21 protein-coding genes are annotated in these 25,848 nt (G+C 71.6%); 6 read left to right on the forward strand and 15 right to left on the reverse strand.

Annotated elements, in window-relative coordinates; all coding sequences use genetic code 11:
• Positions 1-8 precede the first annotated feature (8 nt).
• Together FHX53_RS12185 and FHX53_RS12190 are read right to left on the reverse strand one after the other, a co-directional pair.
• Positions 9-1,106 carry a polyprenyl synthetase family protein gene (locus tag FHX53_RS12185; RefSeq protein ID WP_343051000.1) on the reverse strand — a complete coding sequence of 366 codons (1,098 nt, stop codon included), beginning with the start codon at positions 1,104-1,106 and terminating at the stop codon, positions 9-11.
• A gap of 22 nt (positions 1,107-1,128) precedes the next feature.
• Positions 1,129-1,899: a ubiquinone/menaquinone biosynthesis methyltransferase gene (locus tag FHX53_RS12190; protein ID WP_182491630.1), complete on the reverse strand. Its 771-nt coding sequence runs from the start codon at positions 1,897-1,899 to the stop codon at positions 1,129-1,131.
• Positions 1,900-1,979: 80 nt separating this feature from the next.
• Between FHX53_RS12190 and FHX53_RS12195 the strand changes: the two genes are divergently transcribed.
• Entirely contained in the window at positions 1,980-3,233 is a 1,254-nt protein-coding gene (locus FHX53_RS12195) for an isochorismate synthase (protein ID WP_343051001.1), read from the forward strand.
• Here FHX53_RS12195 and FHX53_RS12200 read toward each other — a convergent pair.
• The 3 genes from FHX53_RS12200 to FHX53_RS12210 all read right to left on the reverse strand — a co-directional run bounded on the left by FHX53_RS12200 (position 3,230) and on the right by FHX53_RS12210 (position 6,373).
• On the reverse strand, positions 3,230-4,054 hold the full coding sequence (locus FHX53_RS12200; protein ID WP_182491631.1) for a PPK2 family polyphosphate kinase: 825 nt from the start codon (positions 4,052-4,054) through the stop codon (positions 3,230-3,232). The genes FHX53_RS12195 and FHX53_RS12200 overlap by 4 nt on opposite strands.
• A 239-nt stretch (positions 4,055-4,293) precedes the next feature.
• Positions 4,294-6,048 (reverse strand): 2-succinyl-5-enolpyruvyl-6-hydroxy-3-cyclohexene-1-carboxylic-acid synthase, encoded by a 1,755-nt coding sequence (gene menD / locus FHX53_RS12205; protein WP_182491632.1) that lies wholly within the window; start codon positions 6,046-6,048, stop codon positions 4,294-4,296.
• Positions 6,020-6,373 (reverse strand): PLD nuclease N-terminal domain-containing protein, encoded by a 354-nt coding sequence (locus FHX53_RS12210; protein WP_182491633.1) that lies wholly within the window; start codon positions 6,371-6,373, stop codon positions 6,020-6,022. The genes menD and FHX53_RS12210 overlap by 29 nt, the downstream gene beginning before the upstream one ends.
• A 90-nt stretch (positions 6,374-6,463) precedes the next feature.
• On the opposite strand from FHX53_RS12210, the gene FHX53_RS12215 reads away from it, so the two are divergent.
• A complete protein-coding gene (locus FHX53_RS12215; RefSeq protein WP_182491634.1) occupies positions 6,464-6,766 on the forward strand; it encodes a DUF4229 domain-containing protein in 303 nt (100 codons plus the stop codon).
• Here FHX53_RS12215 and FHX53_RS12220 read toward each other — a convergent pair.
• Genes FHX53_RS12220 through FHX53_RS12230 form a run of 3 tightly spaced genes read right to left on the reverse strand, consistent with a single transcriptional unit; the run spans position 6,763 to position 9,839 of the window.
• The gene (locus FHX53_RS12220; protein WP_343051002.1) at positions 6,763-7,749 is read right to left on the reverse strand and encodes a 1,4-dihydroxy-2-naphthoate polyprenyltransferase; all 987 of its coding nucleotides are present in this window, start codon (positions 7,747-7,749) and stop codon (positions 6,763-6,765) included. The two genes, FHX53_RS12215 and FHX53_RS12220, sit on opposite strands and share 4 nt — an antisense overlap.
• 10 nt (positions 7,750-7,759) lie before the next feature.
• Positions 7,760-8,890: an AMP-binding protein gene (locus FHX53_RS12225; RefSeq protein WP_182491636.1), complete on the reverse strand. Its 1,131-nt coding sequence runs from the start codon at positions 8,888-8,890 to the stop codon at positions 7,760-7,762.
• 25 nt (positions 8,891-8,915) lie between these two features.
• Positions 8,916-9,839, reverse strand: coding sequence for a 1,4-dihydroxy-2-naphthoyl-CoA synthase (locus tag FHX53_RS12230; protein WP_182491637.1), 924 nt, complete (start codon positions 9,837-9,839; stop codon positions 8,916-8,918).
• A 73-nt stretch (positions 9,840-9,912) separates the two neighbouring features.
• Here FHX53_RS12230 and FHX53_RS12235 point away from each other — a divergent pair, with 73 nt between their 5' ends.
• Positions 9,913-10,926 carry an o-succinylbenzoate synthase gene (locus tag FHX53_RS12235; RefSeq protein ID WP_182491638.1) on the forward strand — a complete coding sequence of 338 codons (1,014 nt, stop codon included), beginning with the start codon at positions 9,913-9,915 and terminating at the stop codon, positions 10,924-10,926.
• A 91-nt stretch (positions 10,927-11,017) separates the two neighbouring features.
• On the opposite strand, the gene pulA is transcribed toward FHX53_RS12235, so the two are convergent.
• The 6 genes from pulA to FHX53_RS12265 all read right to left on the reverse strand — a co-directional run bounded on the left by pulA (position 11,018) and on the right by FHX53_RS12265 (position 22,323).
• Positions 11,018-17,233, reverse strand: coding sequence for a pullulanase-type alpha-1,6-glucosidase (gene pulA, locus FHX53_RS12240; RefSeq protein ID WP_182491639.1), 6,216 nt, complete (start codon positions 17,231-17,233; stop codon positions 11,018-11,020).
• A 390-nt stretch (positions 17,234-17,623) separates the two neighbouring features.
• Entirely contained in the window at positions 17,624-18,679 is a 1,056-nt protein-coding gene (ccsB, locus tag FHX53_RS12245; protein ID WP_182491640.1) for a c-type cytochrome biogenesis protein CcsB, read from the reverse strand.
• Positions 18,679-20,328, reverse strand: a complete 1,650-nt coding sequence (resB, locus tag FHX53_RS12250) for a cytochrome c biogenesis protein ResB (protein ID WP_343051003.1) — start codon at positions 20,326-20,328, stop codon at positions 18,679-18,681. Before resB ends, ccsB begins: the two co-directional genes overlap by 1 nt.
• Complete coding sequence (locus FHX53_RS12255) at positions 20,306-21,052, reverse strand: cytochrome c biogenesis CcdA family protein (protein WP_343051004.1); 747 nt, start codon at positions 21,050-21,052, stop codon at positions 20,306-20,308. The genes resB and FHX53_RS12255 overlap by 23 nt, the downstream gene beginning before the upstream one ends.
• 6 nt (positions 21,053-21,058) lie before the next feature.
• Positions 21,059-21,694: a redoxin domain-containing protein gene (locus FHX53_RS12260; RefSeq protein WP_182491641.1), complete on the reverse strand. Its 636-nt coding sequence runs from the start codon at positions 21,692-21,694 to the stop codon at positions 21,059-21,061.
• Positions 21,691-22,323 (reverse strand): histidine phosphatase family protein, encoded by a 633-nt coding sequence (locus tag FHX53_RS12265; protein ID WP_182491642.1) that lies wholly within the window; start codon positions 22,321-22,323, stop codon positions 21,691-21,693. Before FHX53_RS12265 ends, FHX53_RS12260 begins: the two co-directional genes overlap by 4 nt.
• A gap of 71 nt (positions 22,324-22,394) precedes the next feature.
• Here FHX53_RS12265 and aspS point away from each other — a divergent pair, with 71 nt between their 5' ends.
• Positions 22,395-23,723 (forward strand): aspartate--tRNA(Asn) ligase, encoded by a 1,329-nt coding sequence (gene aspS, locus FHX53_RS12270; protein WP_182491676.1) that lies wholly within the window; start codon positions 22,395-22,397, stop codon positions 23,721-23,723.
• Between the two features lie 12 nt (positions 23,724-23,735).
• On the opposite strand, the gene FHX53_RS12275 is transcribed toward aspS, so the two are convergent.
• Positions 23,736-24,104 carry a hypothetical protein gene (locus FHX53_RS12275; RefSeq protein ID WP_343051005.1) on the reverse strand — a complete coding sequence of 123 codons (369 nt, stop codon included), beginning with the start codon at positions 24,102-24,104 and terminating at the stop codon, positions 23,736-23,738.
• A gap of 111 nt (positions 24,105-24,215) precedes the next feature.
• Between FHX53_RS12275 and FHX53_RS12280 the strand changes: the two genes are divergently transcribed.
• Positions 24,216-25,184 carry a ring-cleaving dioxygenase gene (locus tag FHX53_RS12280; protein ID WP_182491643.1) on the forward strand — a complete coding sequence of 323 codons (969 nt, stop codon included), beginning with the start codon at positions 24,216-24,218 and terminating at the stop codon, positions 25,182-25,184.
• Positions 25,181-25,843: an alpha/beta hydrolase gene (locus tag FHX53_RS12285; protein WP_343051006.1), complete on the forward strand. Its 663-nt coding sequence runs from the start codon at positions 25,181-25,183 to the stop codon at positions 25,841-25,843. Before FHX53_RS12280 ends, FHX53_RS12285 begins: the two co-directional genes overlap by 4 nt.
• Positions 25,844-25,848 lie beyond the last annotated feature (5 nt).

Raw genomic sequence — 25,848 nt, forward strand, 5'->3', positions numbered from 1 at the left:
TCGCGGCCCTACTTGCTGCGGTCGACGACCGCTTCCGCGAACTTCGTGAGCGCCTTCTGAACCGGCCCGTCGGGCAGCGGGGCGAGCGCGGCGACGGCATCGTCGGCCCAGCGGCGGGCCTCGAGCAGCGTCTCCTCCGTCACCGGGTGCCCGCGCAGTTCGGCGATCGCCGCGGCGAGCTCGGCCTCGTCCGTCTCGCGGTCCTCGGCCGAGGTGGCCTCGTCGTCGAGCTCGTCGACGTTGCGCTCGATCCGGCGGAGCAGCTCGGCGGCGCTCGCGTCGGTCGCGGCGGCGCGGCGCAGGAACAGCAGCGGGAGGGTGGCGACGCCGCTGCGCAGGTCGGTGCCCTGCGCCTTGCCCGTCTCGGCGTCGGCCTCGGCGAGGTCGATGACGTCGTCGATGAGCTGGAAGGCGACGCCGATCTTCTCGCCGAAGGCGACGACGGGCTCCTCGAACTCGGTCGGCGCGTTCGAGAAGATGACGCCCATCTGCGCGGCGGCGGCGATGAGGGAGCCGGTCTTGTCGGCAAGCACCTGCAGGTAGTGCTCGATCGGGTCGTCGCTCGCGCGCGGGCCGAGCGTCTCGTGCAGCTGGCCGAGGCACAGGCGCTCGAACGTGTCGGCCTGCAGCTTGATCGCGCCCTCGCCGAGACTCGCCACGAGCTTGGAGGCGCGGGCGAAGAGCAGGTCGCCGGTGAGGATCGCGACCGAGTTGCCCCAGACGTGCTGCGCAGTCGGGACGCCGCGGCGCAGCTCCGCCTCGTCCATGACGTCGTCGTGGTACAGCGAGGCGAGGTGCGTGATCTCGATGGCCTGCGCGGCTGTGATGACGGCGGGGGTGGCTCCGTCGCCGAGCTGGGCGGTGAGGAGCGTGAGCACGGGTCGGATGCGCTTGCCGCCGGCCTCGAGCAAGTAGCGGGACGTGACATCCGCCATGTCGTCGGCGAAGGCGACCTCCTTCAGGAGGCCCGCCTCGACGGTCTCGAGGCCCGACTCGATGGCGTCGGCGAAGCGCCGCTCCTCGCTCGAGGCGAAGAGCTTCTCGCCGAGACCGAGCGAGGCGCTGAGCGTCTTGCTGCGGCGAGCGAGAGGAGTGCTCCAGGTCACGATGTGCCGATCTGTCGGGGGGTCACTCGGCCGCGGCCGATGCGGTGGGGCGCCGGCCGGCGACGCGCTTCTTGGCGGCGGATTCGCGCATCGCCGCATCGATCGGCTTGCGACCGCGATGCAGGGCGACGACCCCGACGGTGAGGTTGCGGTAGGCGACGCGCGTGAAGCCCGCGGCGCGCATCCACTGGCACAGGATGCCCTGCTCCGGCCAGTCGGCGATCGACTCGAAAAGGTATCGGTACGCGTCGGGGTTGGTGCTCGCGGCGCCCGCGATGAACGGCATGACCTTCTGCAGGTAGGCGAAGTAGCCGCGGCGGATCACGCCGATCGGCGGTCGCGAGAACTCGCAGATGACGACTCGGCCCCCCGGCTTGAGGACTCGGTACATCTCGCTGAGGGCGAGCCGCGGGTCCTCCACGTTGCGCAGGCCGAAGCTAATGGTGACGGCGTCGAACTCGTCGTCGCCGAAGGGCAGCCGCTGAGCGTCGCCCTCGACGAACTCGAGCTCGGGGTGGCGCTTGCGGCCCTCCTCGATCATTCCCGCCGAGAAGTCGAACGCGATGACCCGGGCGCCCGACTTGGCGATCGCCGCCGAGCTCGTGCCGGTGCCGGCGGCGATGTCGAGGATGCGCTCGCCCGGCTGCGGGTCGATCGCGCGCACCGTGTGCAGGCGCCAGAGAGACGCGTTGCCGACCGAGAGGACGGCGTTGGTGCGGTCGTAGCCGCGAGCGACGCCGTCGAACATGGCCGCGACGTCGCGCGACTTCTTGCTCAGGTCGGCCCTCGTCACCCGCTCAGTCTAGTGAGTGGTCACTGCGCGTTGCCCGCGAGCGGGCTGGGCGCCCGGGGCGCCGGCGGTACGCTGACCCCGTGCCCACCTCCGCGTCGCCGGGAGCCGCTCTGCGCGCCGTCTCCGAACCCGTCGACGACGCGACGGCCCTGCTCGAGTACGCCTCGGCCGCGCATCCCCTCGTCGCCCTCCGCCGTGGTGACGGCATCGTCGGCATCGGCGAGGTCGCGCGGCTCGCCTTCACCGGTCCCGACCGGCTGGCGAAAGCGGCCGCGGCCTGGCGCGAGCTCGCGGCCGCAGCCCGCGTCGACGACGCGGTGCACGAGCCGGGCTCGGGGCTCGTCGCCTTCGGGGCGTTCGCGTTCGCCGACACCTCCGCCGCCGAGAGCGTGCTCATCGTGCCCGAGGTCGTCGTCGGGCGCCGCGGTCCGGTCAGCTGGGTGACGCGCATCACGACCGACGACGACGGGCGCGACCTGGAGCTCTCCTCGCCCGTGGCGACGCCGCTCGGCGCCCGGCCGCGGGCGACTCTCGCGGCGGCATCCCTCTCGCGGCAGGAGTACGTGGAGCTCGTGCGCGACGCCGTCGCCCGGATCCGCTCGGGCGAGGTCGAGAAGGTCGTCATGGCGCGGGACGCGCGAGCGGGCATCCCTGCCGATTCCGACAGGAGGGCGCTGCTGCAGGAGCTCGCCGAGGCGTACCCCGACACGCTCACGTTCGCCGTCGACGGGCTCCTCGGCGCGAGCCCCGAGACCCTCGTGAGCGTGCATGCGCGCGAGGCCTCGGCGCGCGTGCTCGCCGGGTCGCGTGCTCGCGGGGCGGGAGCGACCGACGACGCCGCCGCCGCGACCGCCCTCGCGACGAGCACGAAGGATCTCGACGAGCACGCCTTCGCGGTGCAGAGCGTGCTGCGGTCGCTGCGACCCCACGCGCGAGCGGTCACGGCGAGCGAGTCTCCGTTCACGCTCAAGCTCGCCAACCTCTGGCATCTGGCGACGGATGTCGAGGTCGAGCTCTCGGAGGATGCCTCCGGCCTCGATCTCGTGGCCGCCCTGCACCCCACGGCCGCGGTCGCCGGCAGCCCCACGGTCGACGCCCTGCGGCTCATCGCCGAGCTCGAGCCGTTCGATCGCGGCCGCTACGCCGGGCCCGTCGGCTGGATCGACCAGGACGGCGACGGCGAGTGGGTGATCGCGCTGCGGTGCGCGCGAATCGACGACGACGGGACGATCACGGCGTACGCGGGGGCGGGCATCGTCGCCGATTCCGATCCCGAGTCGGAGCTCGCCGAGACCCGCATGAAGTTCCGTCCGATCGCGGATGCCCTGCGCTAACTCGCCGCGAGGCGCTGCTTCTCGGCCTCCACGTCGTAGTCCGTGACGGGCCACTGCGGGTCGAGCGCGCGCAGCTCGCGCAGCAGCAGGTGCAGCACCGCGAGGCGGGCGAACCACTTGCGGTCGGCGGGGACGACGAACCAGGGCGCGTGGTCGGCGTCCGTCTCGGCGATGGCGCGCTCGTAGGCCTGCATGTAGTGGGGCCAGAGCATCCGCTCGTCGACGTCGCCCGGGTTGTACTTCCAGTGCTTGTCCGGGCGGTCCAGGCGCTCCCGGAGACGCTGCTTCTGCTCGTCGGGCGAGATGAACAGCATGACCTTGATCACGCGGGTGCCGCCGTCGACGAGTCGGCGCTCGAAGTCGCGGATCTCGCCGTAGCGTCGCTCGATCTCGTCGGCGGGGGCGAGCTCGCGGACGCGCGCGATCAGGACGTCCTCGTAGTGGGAGCGGTCGAAGACGCCGATCAGGCCGGGGCCGGGAAGCCGGCGCTCGATGCGGGCGAGGAAGTGCTCGGCGAGCTCCTCCGGCGTGGGCTTCTTGAACGCGGCGAGGGCGACGCCCTGCGGGTCGACCGCACCGACCACGTGGCGGACGATGCCGCCCTTGCCCGCGGTGTCCATCGCCTGGAGGACGAGGAGGATGCGCCGCTCGTCGCCCGCGCGGCTCGCGGCGAAGAGCTTCTCCTGCAGCTCGCTGAGCTCGATGGCGCCGGCCGCGAGGGCCTCGACGCCTGCGTCCTTATCGCCGTCGAAGCCGGGGGTCGCGCGGGTGTCGAGGTCGGCGAGGCGCACGTCGGCGCCGGCTCGCAGCAGTTCATCCATGCAGCGACGCTACGCCGCTCGCCGCTCTCGCGTCGAGCACTCTCACGATGTGGCGGAGTGACGTAAATGGATTTCGTCACTCCTCTGCATCGTGAGCTCGGCGGATGCCGGACGCCGCCGAGTCCCTTCCGTTGGTGAGGGGCGACGTGATCCCTTTTCGACACTTCTCAACAACGGAAGGGGACCGGCCGCGGGGCCTGGGAGCGGCGTCGCGGGCGAGGTCGACGGGCGGGGCGGCACTACGGCTCGAGGGGCACGTGCACGAGCAGCAGCCGCTCGCGCGCGGTGAGCGCGTCGTCGAGCTCGGCGCGCGTCGTGACCCGGCGATAGGCCCAGCCGCCGGCGGCGGCGAGCGCCGCGAAGTCGACGGCGACGGGCGTGCGCATGACTCGGGCGAAGTCGCCGGCGTCGGCCGTGGCGGCGACCTCGAGCGAGTCGAAGATCGTGCCGCCGCCGTCGTCGCCGACGAACACGTGCAGCGCGACGTCGTCGGGCAGCGGGACGAGCAGGGCGCCCGCATCGTGCACCGCGGCGAGATCCCCCAGCAGAACACGCACCACTCCATGTCGCTCTGAGCGACGGGCCGCGAGCGCGATGCCGGCCGCGGTCGAGATCGTGCCGTCGATGCCGGCGAGCCCCCGGTTGGCGTGCACGGGGATCCTCTTGCCCGGCACGATGCGGTCGGCCTCACGGATGAGGCGCGACGCCCCCAGGACGAGGCGATCGTGCGGCCAGGTGGATGCCCAGAGCGCGCGGGCGAGCATCCGCCGGTCGACGGGGGCGCGCAGGATCGCCATCTCGGCCCGGGCGAAGGCGGCGCGAACGCTCGGCTCCTCCGAGACGGCGGAGCCGAGATCGGGTGCAGGGTCGTCGGGCGCCTCCGACTCGAGCACGGCGCGCGACATCGCGACCCAGCCGCCGACCCAGCGCCGCACGACCGCGGGGTCGGGGGTTCCGTGAACGCGCACTGCGTCGACGATGCGCGCGCGACGGCCCGGGTCGTAGGCCTCGACGCCCGGCGTGCGGATGACGATCGCCTCGACGTCCGGGCGCTGCAGCAGCGACGGCACCTCGCGGCTCAGGGTCGGGTGCCCGACGACGATCGCGCGCGCGACGGCGTCGCCGTGCGGGCCGCGCAGGACGTCGCGGTAGGCGGTGACGACGTGCCGGCCGAAGCGGGCCTCGCTCGCGACCTCCGCGATGAGCGGGGCGCCGAGCCTCTCGGCGAGCTCGGTCGCAAGCGGCCCTGCCCCGGTTCCCGCGATGACGACGGTCGCGTCGTCGGGCTCGAGGTCGAGCACGACGCGGTCGCGCCGATCGCCCTGCGCCGCCGCGTCGCCGTCATCTCCGGCGGCGGGATGCTCGCCCGCAGCGAGGTCGGGCGGAAGATCCACGGCTCCGCTGAGCGGCTCGCGGTAGGCGAGGTTCACGTGCACCGGCCCTTCCGCCGCGGCGCGGACCGCGAGTTCGGCGAGGTCGCTCGCGTCGTCGACCTCGTGGGCCGCGCCGACGGGGGCAGCGACATCCCAGTCGGCGCGCACGAGGTCGCCGAAGATGCCCGGCTGAACGGTCGTCTGGTTGCTGCCGATGCCGCGCAGCTCGGCTGGACGATCGGCGGACAGGACGATGATGCCGACGCCCGAGTGGTGGGCCTCCAGAACGGCCGGGTGCAGGTTCGCGACCGCGGTTCCCGACGTGCAGATGAGGGGGACTGGAAGCCCCGACTCGGCGGCGAGGCCGAGAGCCGTGAAGCCCGCGACGCGCTCGTCGACGCGCACGTGGAGCTCGATCGCGCCGGCGCGGGCGGCCGCTGCCACGGCGAGAGCGAGAGCCTGCGAGCGCGAGCCCGGGCTCAGGACGATGTCGCGGACTCCGTGACGGATCAGCCCGACGACGAGAGCGGTCGCGGCACGTTGCGCGGGCGACGCCGCAACCTCGGACGTTCCGCCGTCGGCGGCTCCGTCGTCAGCGGGCGGAGTCGTCGCGCGTGTCATCGTCGAGGTCGGCGAGCTCCTGCTCGAGTCGGCGGAGACGCTCGTCCTGCTCGGCGCGACGCGCGACGTCCTCGCGGTTGATCGAGCCGAGGAAGTCGGGGTCGTCATCAGGAGCGATCACGCGGGTACCGCCGGACGTGCGGCGGGCCTTGCCGATGACGAGCCAGAGGATGCCGCCGATGACCGGCAGCACGACGACGAGGACGGCCCACACGGGCTTCTGCAGGCCGCGCACACGCGAGCGATCGGTGAGCAGGACGTCGACGAGCGTGTAGATCGTGAACGCTACCGCGACCACGGAGAGCACGACGAGGAACCTGGCCATGAAGCGAGTGTACGCCGGGCCCCTGGGCTCGCGCCGGGTGCGGTCGGTGAGCGGGCCGGGTGCGCCGGCCGCCGCTTCTAGACTGGGGGCGTGAACCCGTGGATCCAGTACAGCCTCGTGCGCATCGGCATCTTCGGAGCCGCCTTCGCCGTGCTCTTCCTCGTGCTGCCCGCGCCCCTCGAATCGATCGGCGTGGTCGGATTCGCCGTCGTCGCCATCGCGGCCGTCATCGCCGCCGTGGTCGCCCTCACGGTCTCGTACATCTTCTTCGGCCGCCTCCGCGACGCGGTCGCCGCCGACCTCGCCGAGCGACGCGGGAAGCCGGTCGACGACCCGGACGCCGCCGCGGAGGACGCCGCGAGCGAGACCCGATCGCGCGAGCAGGACCGCTAGAACGCGATCGCCGCCGCGAGCGCGAGCCCGGTCAGGAGCGCCGCGAGCGAGGTGAGCTTGAGCGCGAGCACGAGCTCGGCCGCGGTGCGGGCGAACATCACGATGACGTTCACGGGCGCCCCTATGAGGAGCGCGAAGTAGACGTACGGCGCCCACAGGTAGATCGCGGCGAACCAGGCGAGCACGCCGTAGGCGCCGACGATCAGCACCGCGAAGAGGATGCGGGCCGCCCGATCGCCCAGCCGCACGGCGAGCGTGCGCTTGCCGGCCAGGGCATCCTGCCCGCGATCGCGGATGTTGTTGACGAGCATGACGGCCGCCGCGAAGAGGCCCGCGATGACGCCCGCGAGCCAGGCGTCGAGTGGCACCTCACCGAGCTGCACGAGGGTCGTGCCGGCTACCGCGACGGGGCCGAAGAACACGAACGCGATGAGCTCGCCCAGTCCCGAGTAGCCGTACGGGCGACGGCCGCCGGTGTAGAACCAGGCGGCGGCGAGCGCCGCGGCTCCGACGAGTAGCAGCCACCACTGGCCGCTCAGCACCACGATGGCGAGGCCCGCGAGAGCTCCGAGGCCGAAAAAGACGAGGGCGACCGTCAGCACCGTGCGGGCTGGCGCGGCGCCCGAGCCCGTGAGTCGCCGCGGGCCGACGCGCTGCGCGTCGGTGCCGCGCACGCCGTCGGAGTAGTCGTTGGCGAAATTCACGCCGATCTGCAGGAACACCGCGACCGCGAGGCACAGCAGGGCGATGGGGATGCTCAGCCCGCCGTTGACGGAGGCGACCGCGGTTCCGAGAGCCACCGGTGCGATCGCGAGGCTCAGTGTGCGCAGGCGCGCACCCGCGACCCAGTCGCGCCAGGTGGTGCGGGTCGCGGCCGCCGGGTTGCCCGAGCGCGCGGCAGCGGGGCGCGCGGGGCGCCCTCCGGGCCGGCCGGATCGGCCCTTCGAGGAGGAGGTCTTGGTCGCAGGTCGCTTCGTCGCCACGACGCCGATCTTAGGGGCGCGCGCGCTCCGCGATGGCGAGGCGGTCGGGCTTGCCGGAGGGCAGCGTCGGCAGAGCATTTACCGTCATGACGCGATCGGGGCGGGCCTCGGGCGGCAGGACGGCGCCCACCGCGCGTCGCACCGTCGCGAGATCGGGGCGCGCGGTCGTGACGACGACCGGGACCTCGCCCCACTCGGGGTGGTGGCCGGCGACGACGACCGCGTCGGAGAGCCCGGGCTGCTCGCGCACGACGCGCTCGACGTCGCCGAGCCGCACCTTGAGGCCGCCCGTCACGATCGTGTCGTCGAGACGCCCGGTGACGCGCAGAACGCCGTCGACGAGCTCGCCCGCGTCGTCGGTGCGGTACCAGCGGTGCTCGTCGTGCTCGACGAAGGCGCTCGCCGTGCGCTCCGGGTCGCCGAGGTAGTACTCGGCGATCGTCGGCCCGCCGAGCTCGACGCGGCCGTCGACGATGCGCACTGTCGACTGCCCGATCGGGCGGCCGTCGTAGACGACGCCGCCGCACGTCTCGCTCGAGCCGTACGTGCGGGTCACGCGCCAGCCGTGCGCTCGGGCCCGGTCGACGAGCGCGGCCGGAGTCGACTGCCCGCCGACCAGGATGCGGGAGAAGCCCGCGAGCGCCTCGCGGAGGGCCGCATCCTCATCGGCCTCATCGATGAGCCGACCGAGCTGGGCCGGGACGAGCGCGGTGTACCTGACCTTCTCGGTCATGCGGCCGATCGCCGCCAGGACGGTCGCGGCATCCATGCGGCCGGGCGCGACGGGCACCGGGGGGATGCTCGCCGCGAGCGAGCGCGCGAGCACGTTGATGCCGGCGATGTAGTGCACGGGGAGGGCGAGCAGCCACTGGCCCGGGTCGCCGAGGGCGCCGTTGGAGGCGGCGGCGCTCGCGAGCACGGCGTCGGCGGTCAGGGCGACGCGCTTAGGGGTGCCGGTCGATCCGCTCGTCTCGACCACGAGCGCGATGCGCTTCTCGACCTCGAGCGGGGCGGTCTGCACGGGGTTCACGCCCCCGCCGCGGAAGAGCACCGCGGGCCCGTCGCCGCTGAGCGCGTGCCGCAGGGCGACGAGGCACGCGAGGGGGTCGGAGGAGTCGACGACGGCGAGCGGGCGGGTCACCCGATCACGCTAGCGCGCGGGGCTGTCAGTACTGCCAGGGGAACGGCGACCAGTCGGGCGCGCGCTTCTCGAGGAAGCTGTCGCGGCCCTCGACGGCCTCGTCGGTGCCGTACGCGAGCCGCGTGGCCTCGCCCGCGAAGAGCTGCTGGCCGACCATCCCGTCGTCGGTGAGGTTCATCGCGTACTTGAGCATGCGGATGGCCGTGGGGCTCTTGGTAAGGATCGTCTCGGCCCAGTCGATGGCCGTGCTCTCGAGCTCCGCGTGCGGCACGACCGCGTTGACGGTGCCCATCTCGAAGGCGCGCTGCGCGTCGTACTCGCGGGCGAGGAAGAAGATCTCGCGTGCGATCTTCTGCCCGACCTGCTTGGCGAGGTACGCGCTGCCGTAGCCGGCGTCGAAGCTGCCCACGTCGGCGTCGGTCTGCTTGAAGCGCGCGTGCTCGCGACTCGCGATCGTGAGGTCGCACACGACATGGAGGGAGTGCCCTCCGCCCGCGGCCCACCCGGGCACGACGGCGATGACGACCTTCGGCATGAAGCGGATGAGTCGCTGCACCTCGAGGATGTGCAGCCGGCTCGCCTTCGCCGTGTCGACCGTGTCAGCGGTGTCTCCCTCGGCGTATTGGTACCCGGAGCGGCCGCGGATGCGCTGGTCGCCGCCCGAGCAGAACGCCCACCCCGCATCCTTCGGGCTCGGCCCGTTGCCCGTCAGCAGGACGACGCCGACGCGCGGGTTCTGCCGCGCGTCGTCGAGCGCGCGGTACAGCTCGTCGACGGTGTGCGGGCGGAACGCGTTGCGCACCTCTGGGCGGTTGAAGGCGATGCGGGCGATGCGACCCGTCGTGTCGAGGTGGTAGGTGATGTCGGTGAGGCTCTCGAAGCCCTCAACAGAGCGCCAGCGCTCGGAGTCGAACAGCTCGGAGACGTGCGGGGCTGCGGGCTCGGCCATGCCGCCAGCCTACGCGCGGGGGCGCGCGGGCTGCCTGAGCGGCGAGCGGCGGCGCGGTGACAGACTGTGGCGCATGACGACGCCGGTGACGGATGCCCTGCCCCCGCTCGACGAGGTGCTGAGCGGCTCCGCTGTGGTGTCGGTGCCGCTGACGACGCGGTTCCGCGGCGTCGAGCACCGCGAGGCCGTGCTGCTCCGCGGCCCGGCCGGGTGGAGCGAGTTCAGCCCCTTCACCGAGTACGGAGACGCCGAGGCCGCGATGTGGCTCGCCGCGGCCATCGACTTCGGCTGGCGCGAGTCGGGGGCGGCGGTGCTGCGCGAGAGCATCCTGGTCAATGCGACGCTACCGGCGGTCGCGCCCGACCGCATCGAGGCGGTGCTCGCCCGCTTCGATGGGTGCCGCACCGTCAAGATCAAGGTCGCCGAGCGCGGGCAGACCCTTGCCGACGACGTCGAGCGCGTGCGCGAGACGCGGCGGCTCATCGGGGCGGAGGGGCGCATCAGGCTCGACGCGAACGGCGCCTGGAACCTCGACGAGGCCGAGCATGCGGTGCGCGCGCTCGAGCAGTTCGACCTGGAGTACGTCGAGCAGCCGTGCGCGAGCATCGACGAGCTCGCGGAGCTGCGGCGGCGCATCCACCGCATCGACGTGCTGGTCGCCGCGGACGAGAGCGTGCGGAAGGCGGCCGACCCGCTCGCCGTCGCGCGCGCCGGCGCGGCCGACATCCTCGTGATCAAGGCCGCGCCGCTCGGCGGCATCGACCGCGCGCTCACGATCGTCGAGGCGGCGGGACTGCCCGCGGTCGTGTCGAGCGCGCTCGACACGAGCGTCGGGCTCGCGATGGGCGCTGCTCTCGCGGCCCGGCTGCCGTCGCTCGAGTTCGACTGCGGGCTCGGCACGGGCGCGCTCCTGGGCGACGACGTCGCGGTGCCGCCCGTCGCGCCCGTCGCGGGGGCCATCGGCACCGGTCGCGTCGAGGTCGATGCGGATGCCCTGCGCCGGCTCGCCGCCCCCGACGAGCGCGCGCAGTGGTGGAGGGCGCGACTCGAGCGCTGCTACGCGCTGCTCATGGGCGACGCGCGGTAGCGGACTCGCTGAACGGTGCGCGGACGATGTCGCCCCGCCGACCAGGACTGACGAGCGGCTGAAACCGCGTCATCCCGCCCGGGGCTGTCGACTAGCTCGTGCGCCGCAGTCGCGGCAGGATCAGCAGTCCACCGGCGGCGAGCAGGGCGAGCGCCAGCCCGACGACGAGCGTGAGCTCCACTCCGGTGAGGGCGAGCAGCGAGATCGTGAGGGGCGTTGTGACCTCGACGCCCGACTGCAGGCCGACGAGTCGGATCGTGTGCTGGCCCGTCTCGGCGTCCGCCGGGATGGCCACTCGCACGAGCACTTCGCCCGTCGCGGAGGCGTCAACAGCCATGAGCAGGCGCGGCGTCGACTCGAGCCAGACCTGCACCCGCTCGCCCGGCTGGAAGCCGGAGCCCGAGACGGTGATGGTCTGCCCGGGCTCGACCGATCCGACGTCGAGGGTGACCTTCTTTCCCTTGCCCGGCTTCTCGCCGCCGCTCCCGTTTCCGTTCCCCGGGTTCTCGCCTCCCTGGCCGGGGCCCTCGCCGCCGGGGTTGCCGGGCTGGCCCGAGCCGGGTTGGACGTCGACGAGCACCGCGACCGAGCGGCCGGGAATGGTGACCGTTCCGGTCTTCTTGTCCCAGTCGGTCTGCTTGACGACCGGGTCGGAGCCCTTCGCTTGTGCCCGCACGAGCGAGAACGGGCGGCCGGCGAGCCCCTCCACCTGCTCGGTGATCGCGCTCGGGCTCGCGTTGAAGACGACCAGCGCCCCCTCGAGCTCGGGGTCGACGTCCTCGCCGAGCAAGTCGTCGATGAGCATGACGACGATCCCGGGGGTGGCGTCGGCTCCGCTGTTGGGGAAGCTGACCTTCTCCGCGATGAGCTCGGCTGAGCCCAGCTGCAGGAGGTCGACCGAGCTGCGGACGCGAAGCAGGTCGAGCGCCGCAGCCTCGGCGGCCGCGATGTCCGCCGCCGCGGGCTTGAGGGCCGGGTCCTCGAGCAGCGGGGCCATGATCGACCACTTGCCCTCGTTGTCGGCGGCCGGCGGCAGGCCGGAGCCGAACGTCGACTCCTGCCCCGTCCAGTCGATCCGGTTGAACCAGTCGCCCGAGTTGTAGCTGTTGCGGTCGAGCGACTTCGAGCGCAGGAGCTCGGTTCCGGCGTGCCAGAACGACGGTGCCTGCGAGAGCGTCACGGTCGCGAGCGACAGCGTGTTCATGCGGATGCGCTCGGCCATCGTCGTGTCGCGCGGCAGCTTGATGACGCTCAGGTCGTACAGCGTCTCGTTGTCGTGCGCGTCGACGTAGTTGATGACCTCGTCGGGCTGGTCCGCGTACCCGGCGGGCGAACCCCGGTAGTCGAGCTCGTCGCCCGGCAGCACGGCGCCGCTCGCCGACTCGAGCGCGTAGTCCCGAAGGTTGCCCACGAGCCCGATCTTCACGAGGTCGGTCTGCTTGAGCAGCTCGGCGATCGACTGCTCGGTCGAGCCGTTGCTCGGGTCGCCGTTCGGGTCGGTCCCGAGCCCGGTGCCGAAGCCCTGCACGAACGTCGATGATCCGTCGACCGGGCTTCCGCCGTGCACGGCGTCGCGCAGTCGGTCGTTGAAGGTCGCCATCCCCGTGCCGCCGAGCTGACCCTGCGTGGCCTGCTCGAATCGTGCGTTGTTGGCGACCTCGCCGAAGTTCCAGCCCTCGCCGTAGATGAAGACCGTCGAGCCGTCGACGCCGTCCTTCTCGACCGTCAGGGCGTCGAGCGCAGCCCGCACGTTCAGCATGTTCTGCTTCGAGTGGTGACCCATGAGGTCGAAGCGGAAACCGTCGACCTTGTAGTCCTTGGCCCACAGGACGACCGAGTCGATCATGAGCTTCTCGGCAGCCGCGTGCTCAGTTGCGACGTTCTGGCAGCAGGTCGAGGTCTCGACCGCCCCCGTCGCGTTGAGGCGGTGGTAGTAGCCGGGCACGATGCGATCGAGCACCGACTTCTCGCCCTGTCCCGACTGCGCGGTGTGGTTGTACACCTTGTCGAGGACGACCTCGAGACCCGACGCGTGGAGCGCGCCGACCATCTCACGGAACTCGGCGACGCGAGCGCCGCCCTCGGGGTCGACGGCGTACGAGCCCTCGGGGGTCGAGAAGTGGTACGGGTCGTAGCCCCAGTTGAAGCCGTCGAGGTCGCGGATCTCGGCGATGCAGGCCTGCTGCTCGGGCGATGCGGGGCCGAACGACTCCAGGTCGCAGTCAGGGGTGGCCTGCTGGTCGCGACGCTCCTCGATCGTGGCGATGTCGAATGTGGGGAGGAGGTGCACGGTGGTGATGCCCGCCGCAGCGAGCTCGCGCAGCTGCGCGGTGCCCGCCGAGTCGCGCGTGAACGCGCGGTAGGTGCCGCGCTCCTCTGCGGGGACGGTCTCATCGCCGATCGAGAAGTCGCGCACGTGCAGCTCGTAGATCGCGCGGTCGACGCTGCGGTCGACGGTCGGCTGAGGGGTGTCCTCCCACAGCTGCGGCCGCAGCGCCTCGTCGTCGAGGTCGACGACGACGGAGCGCGCCGAGTTCACGGTGAGCGCGACCGAGTAGGGGTCGGTCACCGAGTTGGTCTCGACCTGCCCGGTCGAGGGCGCGAACACCTCCACGCGCCAGCGGTACTCGTCGCCCGCGCCGATTCCGGAGTCGACGCTCCACACGCCGCTCGCGTCGTCGTGGACCGCGTCGAGGAGCTCCGGGTCGCCCGTCGTTCCGGCGTCCCAGCGCTCGAGCACGACGGAGCGCGCAGTCGGCGCCCACAGAGACACCGCTGCGGTGGAGCCGTCGGCCACGGGGCCGAGCTGCGCATCGGCGAGGTCGTCGGCGTAGAGGTCGTCGAGCACGCCGGGAATCTGCACCCCGGTTAGCGCGGTGAGCACGCCGTCGATCCGCTGCGCGACGAGCAGCTCGCCCCGGACGAGTTCGGCGATCGCCGCACGGTCGAGGCCGACCGGGGTGAGCGCGACGTACCCGCTCAGGTGCGGGAAGGCCTCGAGGACGCCCGCGGGCAGGCCGTCCGGGTCGACTCCGAGCGCGATCGGCTCGCCGCCGCCCGTCACGGCGCCGTCCGCCGTTCCGAGGCCGCCGGTGGCGGCGTGCTCGAGCGTGAACGTCGCATCCGCGACGGGAGCGCCGCCGAGCAGCGCGACCGGCCACGCGATCGCGTCGCCCGCAGCCCAGATTGCCTGGTGCGTGCCGACTCCCGCGAGGGGCGGGTCGGTCACGACGATCTCAAGCGCGTTCGTGGCGAGGGTGTAGAGGAAGCGGACCTCCTTGCCCTCGCTCGCACTGAAGGAGTAGTTCGCGCCGCCCCGCACCCCGTTCACGCCGTAGTTCTCGTCCCACGACAGACCATGGGTGACCTTCACCTCGTAGCTGCCGCTCGGGAGCGCGGAGGTCGCGAACTCGTAGACGCCGTCCTTGTCGCCATCCTGCGCGAGCGTCGCGAGGCAGTCGGGCTGCCAGTCGCCGGGGCAGCCGATTTCGGACTGCAGGCTCCCCGGCAGTGTCACGATGGGGCCCTCGGCGCTCGACGAGACGATCTTGGTCGACGGGTTGAAGTAGAAGCTGATCGAGCCGCCGGGGTGCGAGTAGGTGATGTTCGCCCCGTCGCGCACGCCGTTCGCCCCGTAGTTCTCGGCCCACGAGCCGTTGACCGCCGCCTTGTACTCGTAGTCGCCTGCCGGCACGTCGAACGTTCCCGCCCAGATGCCCGAGGCGGTGAGCGTCAGCGCGGCGGCGCTGCAATCGGGCTGCCAGTCGCCGGCGCAGCCCATCTCGCTGTTGTGGCTGCCGGGCACGACGACCATGTCGTAGCCGTGCGTGACGTCCCCGCCGTCGTCGACGGCGCCGTTCACCGCTACGCCGACCGAGGCGTAGGTGGAGGCCGCCGAGCGGTTGCCCGCAGCGTCGACCGTCACCGCTCGGTACTCGACGAGAGTTCCCGCGGCGAGACCGCGCGTGTCGTGGAACAGGCGCGGCGAGGTGTCCTCAGCCGTGCCGAGCGCCGTCCACGCCGCGTCGCCCGCGACGCGCCAGGCGAAGCTCGTCTCAGCCCAGGTCGAGTCGTCGATGTCAGCGGCGACGGGCGCGAGATCGGTGACTGCGGCGCCGGCGGCGGGCGACTCGATCGTGATGGCCTGCGCGGCCTCGGGCGCCGTGACCGTCCGGTCGGCGACCCACACGACAGCACCCAGCGCGGGCACCGTCACCGAGAGGACGCCGGAGGCGTCCGCCGTCGCGGCCGCTCCGTCGCCGTGCAGCACCGAGAAGGATGCTCCCGCCGTGAGCGTCGGGATCTCCATCGTGCGCGCCTCGGCGGCGTTGTTGACCGCCACGAGATGCTCGATCTTCTCGTCGCGATCGACGCGGCTGAAGGCGTAGACGCCCGCGCCGTCGGTCACGAGCCGCTCGATCTGCGCACCCGTGCGCAGCGCCGGCGTCGTCTCGCGGAGCGTCGCGAGGTCGGCGATGACGGTGTAGAGCGGAGCATCCGTGCCGAAGCGATCGACGCTGCCCGCCGCCTCGCCGGTGAGGAGCGGCTGGTTCGCGTACTCCTCGACCTGGGTTGCGAACAGGGTCTGGCGGGCGTCCTTGTCGCCGCCCGTGCCCGCGAAGCCCTGCTCGTCGCCGTAGTAGATGACCGGCTGGCCGCGCGTCAGGTACATGAGCTCGTGGGCGAGGATCGTGCGCTCGAGCGGCTGACCCGTCGAGGAGAGGAAGTAGCCGACGCGCCCCATGTCGTGGTTGCCGAGGAAGGTCGGCAGCGCCGTGGACGACGAGTCGGGGGTGGTGTAGCGGTCGTCGCCAGCGAAGAGCTCCTGAAGGCCCTTGGTCGAGTTCCCGCTCGCGAACGAGACGGCCTTCTGCTGGAAGGTGAAGTCGAGAACCGAGTTCATGTCGGTGTCGCGGACGTACGGAGCGAGCTTCACGGGGTCGGCGTCGTAGACCTCGCCGAACATGAAGAAGTCGGGCTTGCCGGCGACATCGTGCGCGTAGTCCAGCACCTCGGTGCTCCACTGCTCCCAGAACTCGAAGTTGACGTGCTTGGCCGTGTCGATGCGGAAGCCGTCGACGCCGAGATCGATCCACTGCCGGTAGACGTCGACGAAGCCGCTGACGACCGTCGGGTGCTCGGTCATGAGGTCGTCGAGCCCGACGAAGTCGCCGAAGGTCACCGACTCTCCCGTCCACGTCGAGTCGCCGCGGTTGTGATAGAGCGTGGGGTCGTTGAGCCACGCGGGAACCTTGACGTCCTCATCGCCCTGAGCGATGACCGGCGTGTAGGGGAAGCTCGTGGCCGCATCGAGCTCGGGGAAGGTGCCGGTGCCGGCGTAGTCGCCCGGGTCGAAGGCGTTGCCCGCCGTGTCGCGGTAGGGGCTCGTCGCCTGATCGATGTACGAGTACCGGCCCTCGGCGTAGCTGATGATGTCGGCGGTGTGGTTGGTGATGATGTCGAAGTAGATCTTGATGTCGCGCGCGTGCGCCTCGGCGATGAGCGCTTCGAGCTCGGCATTGCTGCCGAGGTGCGGGTCGATCTGGGTGAAGTCGGTGATCCAGTAGCCGTGGTAGCCGGCGGATGCGTTGACGCCCTCGCCCTGGACGGGACGGTTCTTGAAGCTCGGCGTGAACCAGATGGCGCTCGTGCCGAGACCCTCGATGTAGTCGAGGTTCTGGCGGATGCCCGCGATGTCGCCGCCGTGGTAGAACCCCTTGTCGGTCGGGTCGAAGCCCGTGACGAGTCGGTCGCCCTCGAGTCCGCCGAGGTCGTTGCTCGTATCGCCGTTGGCGAAGCGGTCGGTCATGACGAAGTAGAAGTTCTCGTCGCTGCCGGCCTGCCGGACGGGCGGCGCGACGATCGCGTCGTCCGCGGTCGAGTACGCGCCATCCATGCTCAGCAGCTCGAGTCCGACCCGCTGCACCGTCTCATCGAAGCTCACCCGCACCGTCGCGTCGCCCGCGACCGTGAGCGGGATGTTGTCGCCGCCGCCGTCGAGGCCCCACGCGGCATCCCATCCGTCGTTCGCGGCCACCTTGTACTCGTACGAGCCGGCGGGGATCGTGAACTCGGCGGCGAACACGCCGGGCGTCGCGGTCGCCGCGAGCTCGGTCTCGGCGCACCCGGGCGCCCAGTCCTCGGCGCATCCGAGCTCGGACTGCAGGCTTCCGACGAGGGCGTAGGTGTCGCCTTCGGCAGACGCCGCGGTCGTCGCGGTGAACGGGCCGGCGACGAGGGTCGTGACGGCGAGCGCGCCGATCGTGAGCTGGGCGGACAGCGTGCGGATGCGCGCGCGAGAGGTCATCTTCGACTCCGGTTTCTGCGGCACGGCGGTGTGCCAGGGGTGACCGGGCCGACGCTAGCAAGAGGCGGGGAATTGTGCAAGCGTTTACATGACTACCCCCCGAGTGCGGGGTCGGACGCCCGGATTCGTGGGCTTCGGGTCTGCCTTGAAACGCATTCACGCCTTGTGGAACCCGCTGGAACGTGCCGGCAACGGACTGGAAACGCTTGCAGGGACGGGGTGCCCACCCGTCGCCGTCCGCCCACCGCGATCGCTTCGCCGGAGGCAGGGACCGGCGCGCCGTCAGCTGCTTGCGACTCGCCGCGTTCCACGTCGCCGACTCCGAACGGGCGAACGCGAGCGCGTGATCCAGGCCCGCGAGCCTCGGCGGCCGCGGTCGCCGCGCGCGACCTACAGGCCGCTGTAGGCGTGCAGACCCTTGAAGAAGAGGTTGACGACCGTGTAGTTGAAGATGACCGCGCCGAACCCGATGATCGCGAGCCAGGCCGAGCGGTCGCCGCGCCAGCCGCGCGTCGCGCGGGCGTGGATGTACCCGGCGAAGAGAGTCCAGATGATGAAGGTCCAGACCTCCTTCGTGTCCCAGCCCCAATAGCGACCCCAGGCTCGTTCGGCCCAGATGGCGCCGGCGATGAGCGTGAAGGTCCAGAACACGAAGCCGACGACGTTCACGCGGTATGCGAGCGATTCGAGGGCGGATGCCCCCGGCAGGGTCTGCACGAAGCGCAGACCCTCGGCCTTCGAGGCCGCGGCCCTCGAGCGAAGCAGCTGCATGATCGACAGCCCCGCGCCGATCGCGAAGAAGCCTGTCGCGAGCACCGCGACGAGCACGTGGATCACGAGCCACCCCGACTGCAGCGCCGGCGGCAGCGGCACGACGTCGACGTAGAAATTGACCGTGACGATGCCCAGCGCGAGCAGCGTGAACCCGCTGATGTATGCGCCCAGGTAGCGGACGTCCTTCCAGAGCAGCGCGCCCAGGAACGTCCCCATGCCGACCGCGGTCGCGGTGAGGCCGAACTCGAACATGTTGGCCCACGGGACGCGCTCGGCCGCGACGCCGCGCGTCAGCACGGCTGCGAGGTGCAGCAGCCAGCCGAGGGCCGCAAGAGCGACGGCGGCCTTCTGGAATCTGGTCGCACCCACGGGACCGTCGGTCGACAGGGCGGATGCTGCCGCCGTCACCGGACGCTCGATGGTGGTCGCGACCCCGCTCGCCGACCCGGCGCCGCTCGCGGCGGTCACCGTGGCCGACGAGCCGCTCGCGGCGGTCACCGTGGCCGACGAGCTGCTCGCGACGGCAGCGGCCTCGGCGGGAGCGGCGGACGCCGCATCCGTCGCGGCGACCGATCGCTTCGCGAGATCGAGCGTGAACAGGATGAAAGCGACCGTGTAGACGCCCATGGCCGAGTAGACGGCGACGAGCGAGTAGGCGACGAGGTTCTCCATCAGGACTCCAGGGTAGGCGCGAGTCGCTGGGAATGCGCATCGGCGAGATCGGCGACGGCCTGCTCGAGCCCCGGGTCGTCGCCCCGCGCGAGACCGGCGTACTGCAGGCGGACGCCGTCGTCGGTCGCGGTCGCGGTGACCCACATGCGACGGCGCGGCACCCAGAGGCTCACGACGAGCCCGCCGAGGATGAGCAGGGACGAGACGAGAACGCCCGCCTGGGTCGGGTCGTGGTGGATGTCGACGCTCACGAAGCGCGGCAGGGCCGTGAATTCGACCGAACCGATGCCGTTCGGCAGATCGGCCGACTGGCCGAGGCCGAGCACGAGGGAGTCGGTTCCCGTGTCGCCTCCGGTGATCTGCTCGAGGTCGTCGGTGTCGAGCGCGTACGCGTTGCGCGGTACGCCGTCGTCGAGGCCGAGGTCGCCCGTGAAGGCGTTGAGAGTGAGAACCGGCTGGTCGGGCTCGGGGTAGATGGAGGTGAGCGCTCCCGACTCGAGCGGCAGCGCCGACGGGTAGAAGAAGCCGATCATGCCGAGCTGCTCGTCCAGGCCGTCCGGCACCTTGATGATGCCGAGGCTTGTGAGGTTGGCGTCCTGCGGCAGGAAGGCGACCGGCTCGCTGAAGACGACCTCGCCCGCTGCGTCGCGCACCGTGACGACGGGCGCGAAGCCGTTGCCGAGCAGGTACAGACGCGTTCCGGCGAGGTCGATCGGCTCGTTGACCTTGATGACGCGCTCGCGCTGCTCGCCGTTCTCGGTCACCGTGACCGCCGCGGTGAAGTCGAGCGGCTGCACGATGCCGGTGGTCTGGTCGAGGCCGTACTCGGCCGAGAACTCGTCGAGCCGGATGCCGTACGCGTCGAGCCGCGCGTCATCGAAGAAGCGGCCGGGGTTGAACGAGTCGTAGCTCGTGAGCTGGTTGACGAAGGTCTGGTCCTGCACGAGCACCTTCTGGCCGTTGTAGGCGAAGCCGCCCGCGAAGCCGATCGTCGCGAGCACGCCGACGAGGGCCATGTGGAAGACGAGGTTGCCCGTCTCGCGCAGGTATCCCCTCTCGGCCGAGAGCGAATCCCCGTAGCGCGCGACGCGGTACCGGCGCCGCCGCAGCTCGGCGTGCGCGGCGTCGAGCGCCTGCTCGACCGTGGCGGGAGCATCCATCGTCCGATACCCGACGAGACGCCCGAGGCGCGCCGGGGTCTTGGGCGGCGCCGAGCGCAGCGCGCGGGCGTGGTGCAGCGTGCGCGGGATGATGCAGCCGATGAGCGAGACGAACAGCAGCAGGTAGATCGCCGAGAACCACACCGAGGTGTAGGTGTCGAAGACCTGCAGGGTGTCGAGGATGTCGAAGAGCTCGGGGTTGTCCTCGCGGTACTGCACGACGCCGTTGGGATCGGCCGAGCGCTGGGGCACGAGCGAGCCGGGGATCGCCGCGACCGCGAGGAGCAGCAGAAGCACGAGCGCCGTACGCATGCTCGTGAGCTGGCGCCACGCGAAGCGCAGCCAGCCGACGGCGCCGAGGGCGGGCTGGGCGATGGCGGCGGATGCACCGCGCGCGTCGCCCGACGCCTCCTGGTCGTCGCGCTCGGCGGCGCGCTCGGCCGCGAGGGCGTCGGCATCGATGTGGTCAGAGGGGCGTAACGGTTCCACCGATCACCGCCCCGAGGCTCGAGACGAACTGCTGCCAGAGGCCGGTGACCATCGCGAGCCCGATGAGGATGAGCAGGGCGCCCCCGATGATGTTGATGACGCGGATGTTCTTCCGCAGCCACGCGGTCGCCCCCGCGACCCAGCGGAAGCCGAGGGCGATGAGCAGGAACGGGATGCCCAGGCCGAGGCAGTAGACGAGGCCGATGAGCGCGGCGCGGCCGATGTCGCCCTCGTTGAGCACGAGCGCGTTGACGGCGACGAGGGTCGGGCCGATGCACGGCGCCCAGCCGAGGCCGAATACGACGCCGAGCACGGGGGCCCCGGCGAGGCCGGCGCGAGCGCGCACGCGCGGCTTCATCGTTCGCTGCAGGAACGACACCTGGCCGATGAAGACGAGCCCCATGAGGATGACGATGACGCCCGCGACGCGCGTGATGACGTCGAGGGACTGCTGCAGGAGGAACCCCGCGGTCGCGAAGACGATCGAGAAGGCGACGAAGACGACGCTGAAGCCGAGCACGAACAGCAGGACGCCGAGCAGCAGCCGGCCGCGCTCGCGTCGGTTCTCGACCGGGCGCGTGATGCCGCCGACGTAGGCGAGGTAGCCGGGCACGAGCGGCAGCACGCACGGCGACGCGAAGGCGAGGAAGCCCGCCGCCAGCGCGATCGGCAGCGCGAGCAGCAGGTTGCCGCTCAGCACGATCTCGCCGATCGGGTTTACCACGGGGTCTCAGCTCGCTTCGGCGAGCGCGTCGGTGATCATCGCGCGGAGGGTCGAGGGCTCGGAGACGATGCCGGAGATGCGGGCGGCGACCCGGCCCTGGGCATCCACCACGAGGGTCGTCGGCACCGCCGTCGGCGCGACCTGACCGGCGAACGCGAGGCGCACCAGACCGGACTTCGCGTCGGTGATCGACGGGTAGGTGACGCCGAACTCCTCGGCGAAGGCGAGCGACTGCGCCGCCTCGTCGCGGATGTTCACGCCGACGAACGGCACGCCCGCGCCGCCCTGCTCGTCGCTGAACTGCTGGAAGAGCTCCTCGAGGTCGGGCGCCTCGACTCGGCACGGCGGGCACGCGGCGTACCAGAAGTTGACGACGTACACCTGCCCGGAGAGGTCGTCGGTCGAAATCGAGCCGCCGACGTCGAGCGGGGCTGCGTCGAAGGCGATGGGCGCCGAGCGCTCGTCGGCGGCGATGACCGTGTACGCGCCGTCGCCCGAGATGTAGCCCTGCCCCGTACCCGAGCGGTACTGCTCGGCGAGCGGATCGCTCGAGCAGCCGGTCAGCGCGAGCACGGCGACGGCGAGTGCCGCGGCGAGGCGCGTGCGCGGGCGTGTCGAGAGGCGCGGACGAGGGCGGGTCACACTGCTCCCAGATCGATGGACTGCGCGAGCAGTTCTACCGCCGGATCCTGATAGCCGATCTCGATGAACGCGCCGTCGCTCCAGGCGAAGCTCGTCACGCTCGAGAGCGAGCAGCGGCGCTTGCGCGGGTCGTGCGCGAGGCGCTTGTCGGCGACGGCGCGGTGGACCATCCAGATCGGGAGCTGGTGGCTCACCATGACGACCTCGCCCGAGTCGATTCGCTCGTGGGCCTCGCGCATCGCGATGAGCATCCGCGCCGCGATGTCGGCGAAGGGCTCGCCCCAGCTCGGCGTGGACGGGTCTCGCATGAGGTGCCAGTGCTTGGGGTGCATGAGCGTGCGGCGATCCATGCGCTTGCCCTCGAAGCGATTGGTCGGCTCGATGATGCGGTCGTCAGTGTGGATCGGCAGGCCGAAGGCCTCCGCCCAGGGCGCCGCGCTCTCCTGCGCGCGTTGCAGGGGGCTCGCGTAGAGCGCCGCGATCTCGTGCCCGGCGAGCGCCTGCACCGCCGACGCGGCCATGCGGTGGCCGAGCTCGCTGAGACCGAAGCCGTCGAGCCGCCCGTAGAGCACGCGCTTCGGGTTGTGCACCTCGCCGTGACGCACGAGATGGACGATGTCGGCGGGCATGGCTCCAGTCTACGAGCGGGAATCTATGAGAAATCCCGCCGCCGGTAGGCTGATCTCTCGTGACTCGCACCCTGATCAAGAACCTCGCCCCCCTGCCCGACGGAACCGTGACCGTGGCCGGGTGGGTCGATACGGTGCGCGACCAGAAGAAGGTGCAGTTCGTCATCCTGCGCGACGAGTCAGGCGCGGTCCAGCTCGTGAACCCCGCGACTCGCGAGCTCGGCGACGACGCCGACGACGCGGCGCGGTCGGCGCTCGCGCTCACCGAGACGATCTCGGGCCTCGCGCACGGCTCGATGGTGCGCGTCACGGGCGAGCTCAAGCACGACGAGCGCGTCAAGCTCGGCGGGCTCGAGGTCAAGATCGCCTCGCTCGAGGTCGTGAGCGAGGCCATCCCCGAGACGCCGATCGCCGAGGACTCGAGCCTCGACAAGCGCCTCGACTGGCGCTTCCTCGACCTGCGACGCCCCGAGGCGAACCTGATCTTCCGCGTGCAGACGACCTTCGAGCACGCCCTGCGCACGTGGTGGGTCGAGAACGACTTCATCGAGATCCACACCCCGAAGCTCATGGCGAGCGCCTCCGAGTCGCGCGCCGAGCTGTTCGAGCTCGAGTACTTCGAGGGCAAAGCGTACCTGTCGCAGAGCCCGCAGTTCTTCAAGCAGATGGCGCAGCCCGCGGGCTTCGGCCGCGTGTTCGAGATCGCGCCCGCCTTCCGCGCCGACCCCTCGTTCACGTCGCGCCACGCGACCGAGTTCACCTCGATCGACGCCGAAATGAGCTGGGTCGACTCGCACGAGGACGTCATGCAGATGCACGAGCAGCTGCTCGTGGCGGGGTTCACCGCGGTCGTCGAGAAGCACGGCGCCGAGATCGAGGCCGCATTCGGAGTGACGGTCGCGGTGCCGTCCCTGCCGTTCCCGCGCATCCCGCTCGCCGAGGCGCTCGAGCTCGTGAAGGCTCGCGGCTACGAGGTGCCCCGCACCGACGGCGATCTCGACCCGGAGGGCGAGCGCCAGCTGTCGGCCCACGTGCGCGAGGCGTTCGGTCACGACTTCGTGTTCGTCACCGACTACGCGGCCGGGATCCGGCCGTTCTACCACATGCGCCACGAGGGGGATGCGGGGCTCACGAACAGCTACGACCTCCTGTACAACGGCACCGAGATCTCGACCGGAGCCCAGCGCGAGCACCGGGTCGACGTGCTCATCGCGCAGGCGAAGGAGAAGGGGCTCGAGCCCGAGGAGCTCGAGTTCTACCTCGACTTCTTCCGCTACGGCGTGCCGCCGCACGGCGGGTTCGGCATGGGCCTCGCGCGCGTGCTCATGCTCATGCTGGGGCTCGGGTCGATCCGCGAGACGACGTACCTGTTCCGCGGGCCGACGCGCCTGCTGCCGTAGGGCTCGGGCGGCTCACACCTCGAAATCGGGGCGGATGCTCCAGCCGGTGTACGTCTCGAGCGCGGCCATGAGGCTCAGCGCCTCGAGTGCGGCGTGCTCGTGGCTCACGCTCGAGTAGACGTCGATCGCGAGGGGCGGCGGCTCGCCGAACTTCGGGATCTCGATCTCGGCGCGGGCGCCGCCGGCGAGCTCGACGTAGGGCCGCATGGTGCGCGGCTCGCGCACGGGGCTGTCGACGGCGAGTGCGACGATCGCGAGCGCGTCGATCTTCGTCACGGGACTGCGGACGACGATGGTCGCGCACCAATCGGGCTGCTCGGCTCCCGAGCGCCCGATTCGGGGCAGGAGGCGGCCGACGAGGTCGCGGACGGGCTCGATCACAGCGCCACGATAAGCACGCCGGCTGTGCGGGCGCTCCGGGGAGCTCGGGAATATCCCTGGCATCTATGCGTTTGCATCGATATCATCGGCGCGACAACCTCAGGAGCTGACATGACCGCGACCACCCAGGGCCTTCACCACGTCACCGCGATCGCGGGCGACCCCCAGAAGAACATCGACTTCTACATCACCGGGCTCGGGCTGCGGCTCGTGAAGAAGACCGTCAACTTCGACGACCCCGGCACGTACCACCTGTACTACGGCGACGAGTCGGGCCGCCCCGGCACGCTCATGACCTTCTTCCCGTGGCGCGGCATCCAGCCCGGGCGCATCGGGGCGGGCCAGTCGACCTCGACGGCCTTCTCGGTGCCCGCCGGCTCGCTCGGCTGGTGGGTCGACCACTTCGCATCCGTCGGCGCCGAGGCGCGGATCACCTCGACCTCCTCGAGCGAGGAGCGCCTCCTCGTCCACGACCCCGATGGGCTGCAGATCGAGCTCGTCGCGACGCACGAGCACGACCCGCGCGACCCGTGGGACTCCGCGAGCATCCCCGCCGAGCATGCCATCCGCGGCCAGCACTCGAGCGTGCTCACGGTGCGCGACGCCGAGAGCACCCTCGCGCTCATGGTGAACGACCTCGGGATGCGCGTGGTCGAGCAGGAGGGCAACCGCACGCGCCTCGCGGCGGGCGACGGCCTGCCCGGCGCTCTCGTCGACGTCCACGCCTCCTCGCTCGCCCCCTCAGGGCTGACCGCCGGCGGCACCGTCCACCACATCGCCTTCCGGGTGCCCGATCAGGCGACGCAGCAGCAGTGGCGCGACGAGCTCGCGTCGCGCGGGCACCGGGTCACCGAGATCCTCGACCGGCAGTACTTCACGTCGATCTACTTCCGCGAGCCGGGCGGCGTGCTGTTCGAGATCGCGACCGACACCCCCGGATTCGACATCGACGAGCCCCTTCTCGAGCTCGGCCGCTCGCTCAAGCTGCCGCCGTGGCTCGAGCCGTCGCGCGAGGCGATCGAGGCGCGGGTGATCCCCGTGACGCTGCCGGAGGAGAACAACCCCGAGGTCGCCGCGTGAGCGCCGCCGAGTCGGGTGCGGCGCGCCAGGCCGTCGAGCTCGACGCCTGGCCGCACATCTTCCAGCCCGGCAGGGAGGGCGCCCCCGTGCTCCTGACGCTTCACGGGACGGGCGGGGACGAGCGCGACATCGCGCAGATCGCGCCCCACCTGATCGAGGGGGCGGGCATCCTCTCGCCGCGCGGTCGCGTGAGCGAGCACGGCATGAACCGCTGGTTCCGGCGCGTGCGCGAGGGCGTCTTCGACGTCGACGACGTGATCGCCCGCGCGCACGAGCTCGCCGCGTTCATCGCGCTCGCCCGCGAGCACTACGGCATCCAGGATGCCCGGCTCATCGCCGTCGGGTTCTCCAACGGCGCCAACATCGCTCTCGCGACCGCGCTACTGCACCCCGAGGCGATCGACCGGGTCATCGCGTTCAGCGGCATGTACCCGTTCGGCGATCGCGACCCGGTCGGCGACGCCTCGGGCGTGCGGCTGCTGCTCGCGAACGGCGCGGCCGACCCGATGGCGCCGGCGGCGAGCGTCGCGCACCTCGCGGAGGTCGCGGCCGAGCACGGCGCGGAGGTCGAGCGGCACATCCGCGCCGGCGGGCACGGAATCGACGCGAGCGACCTCGCGGCCGCGGTGACGTTCATCGGGGCGGGCTCGGCGAGGTAGGCCGA

The sequence above is a fragment of the Microcella alkalica genome, assembly GCF_014137945.1.
Taxonomy (GTDB): Bacteria; Actinomycetota; Actinomycetes; order Actinomycetales; family Microbacteriaceae; genus Microcella; species Microcella alkalica.

Bases quoted from the DNA above. Each gene is read 5' to 3' on its own strand.
- FHX53_RS12230 (WP_182491637.1), bottom strand. From the start codon at position 9,839: ATGGCCGAGCCCGCAGCCCCGCACGTCTCCGAGCTGTTCGACTCCGAG.
- menD (WP_182491632.1), bottom strand. From the start codon at position 6,048: ATGACACGCGCGACGACTCCGCCCGCTGACGACGGAGCCGCCGACGGC.
- FHX53_RS12280 (WP_182491643.1), top strand. From the start codon at position 24,216: ATGACCGCGACCACCCAGGGCCTTCACCACGTCACCGCGATCGCGGGC.
- pulA (WP_182491639.1), bottom strand. From the start codon at position 17,233: ATGACCTCTCGCGCGCGCATCCGCACGCTGTCCGCCCAGCTCACGATC.
- FHX53_RS12265 (WP_182491642.1), bottom strand. From the start codon at position 22,323: ATGCCCGCCGACATCGTCCATCTCGTGCGTCACGGCGAGGTGCACAAC.
- ccsB (WP_182491640.1), bottom strand. From the start codon at position 18,679: ATGGAGAACCTCGTCGCCTACTCGCTCGTCGCCGTCTACTCGGCCATG.
- FHX53_RS12235 (WP_182491638.1), top strand. From the start codon at position 9,913: ATGACGACGCCGGTGACGGATGCCCTGCCCCCGCTCGACGAGGTGCTG.
- FHX53_RS12210 (WP_182491633.1), bottom strand. From the start codon at position 6,373: ATGGCCAGGTTCCTCGTCGTGCTCTCCGTGGTCGCGGTAGCGTTCACG.
- FHX53_RS12200 (WP_182491631.1), bottom strand. From the start codon at position 4,054: ATGGATGAACTGCTGCGAGCCGGCGCCGACGTGCGCCTCGCCGACCTC.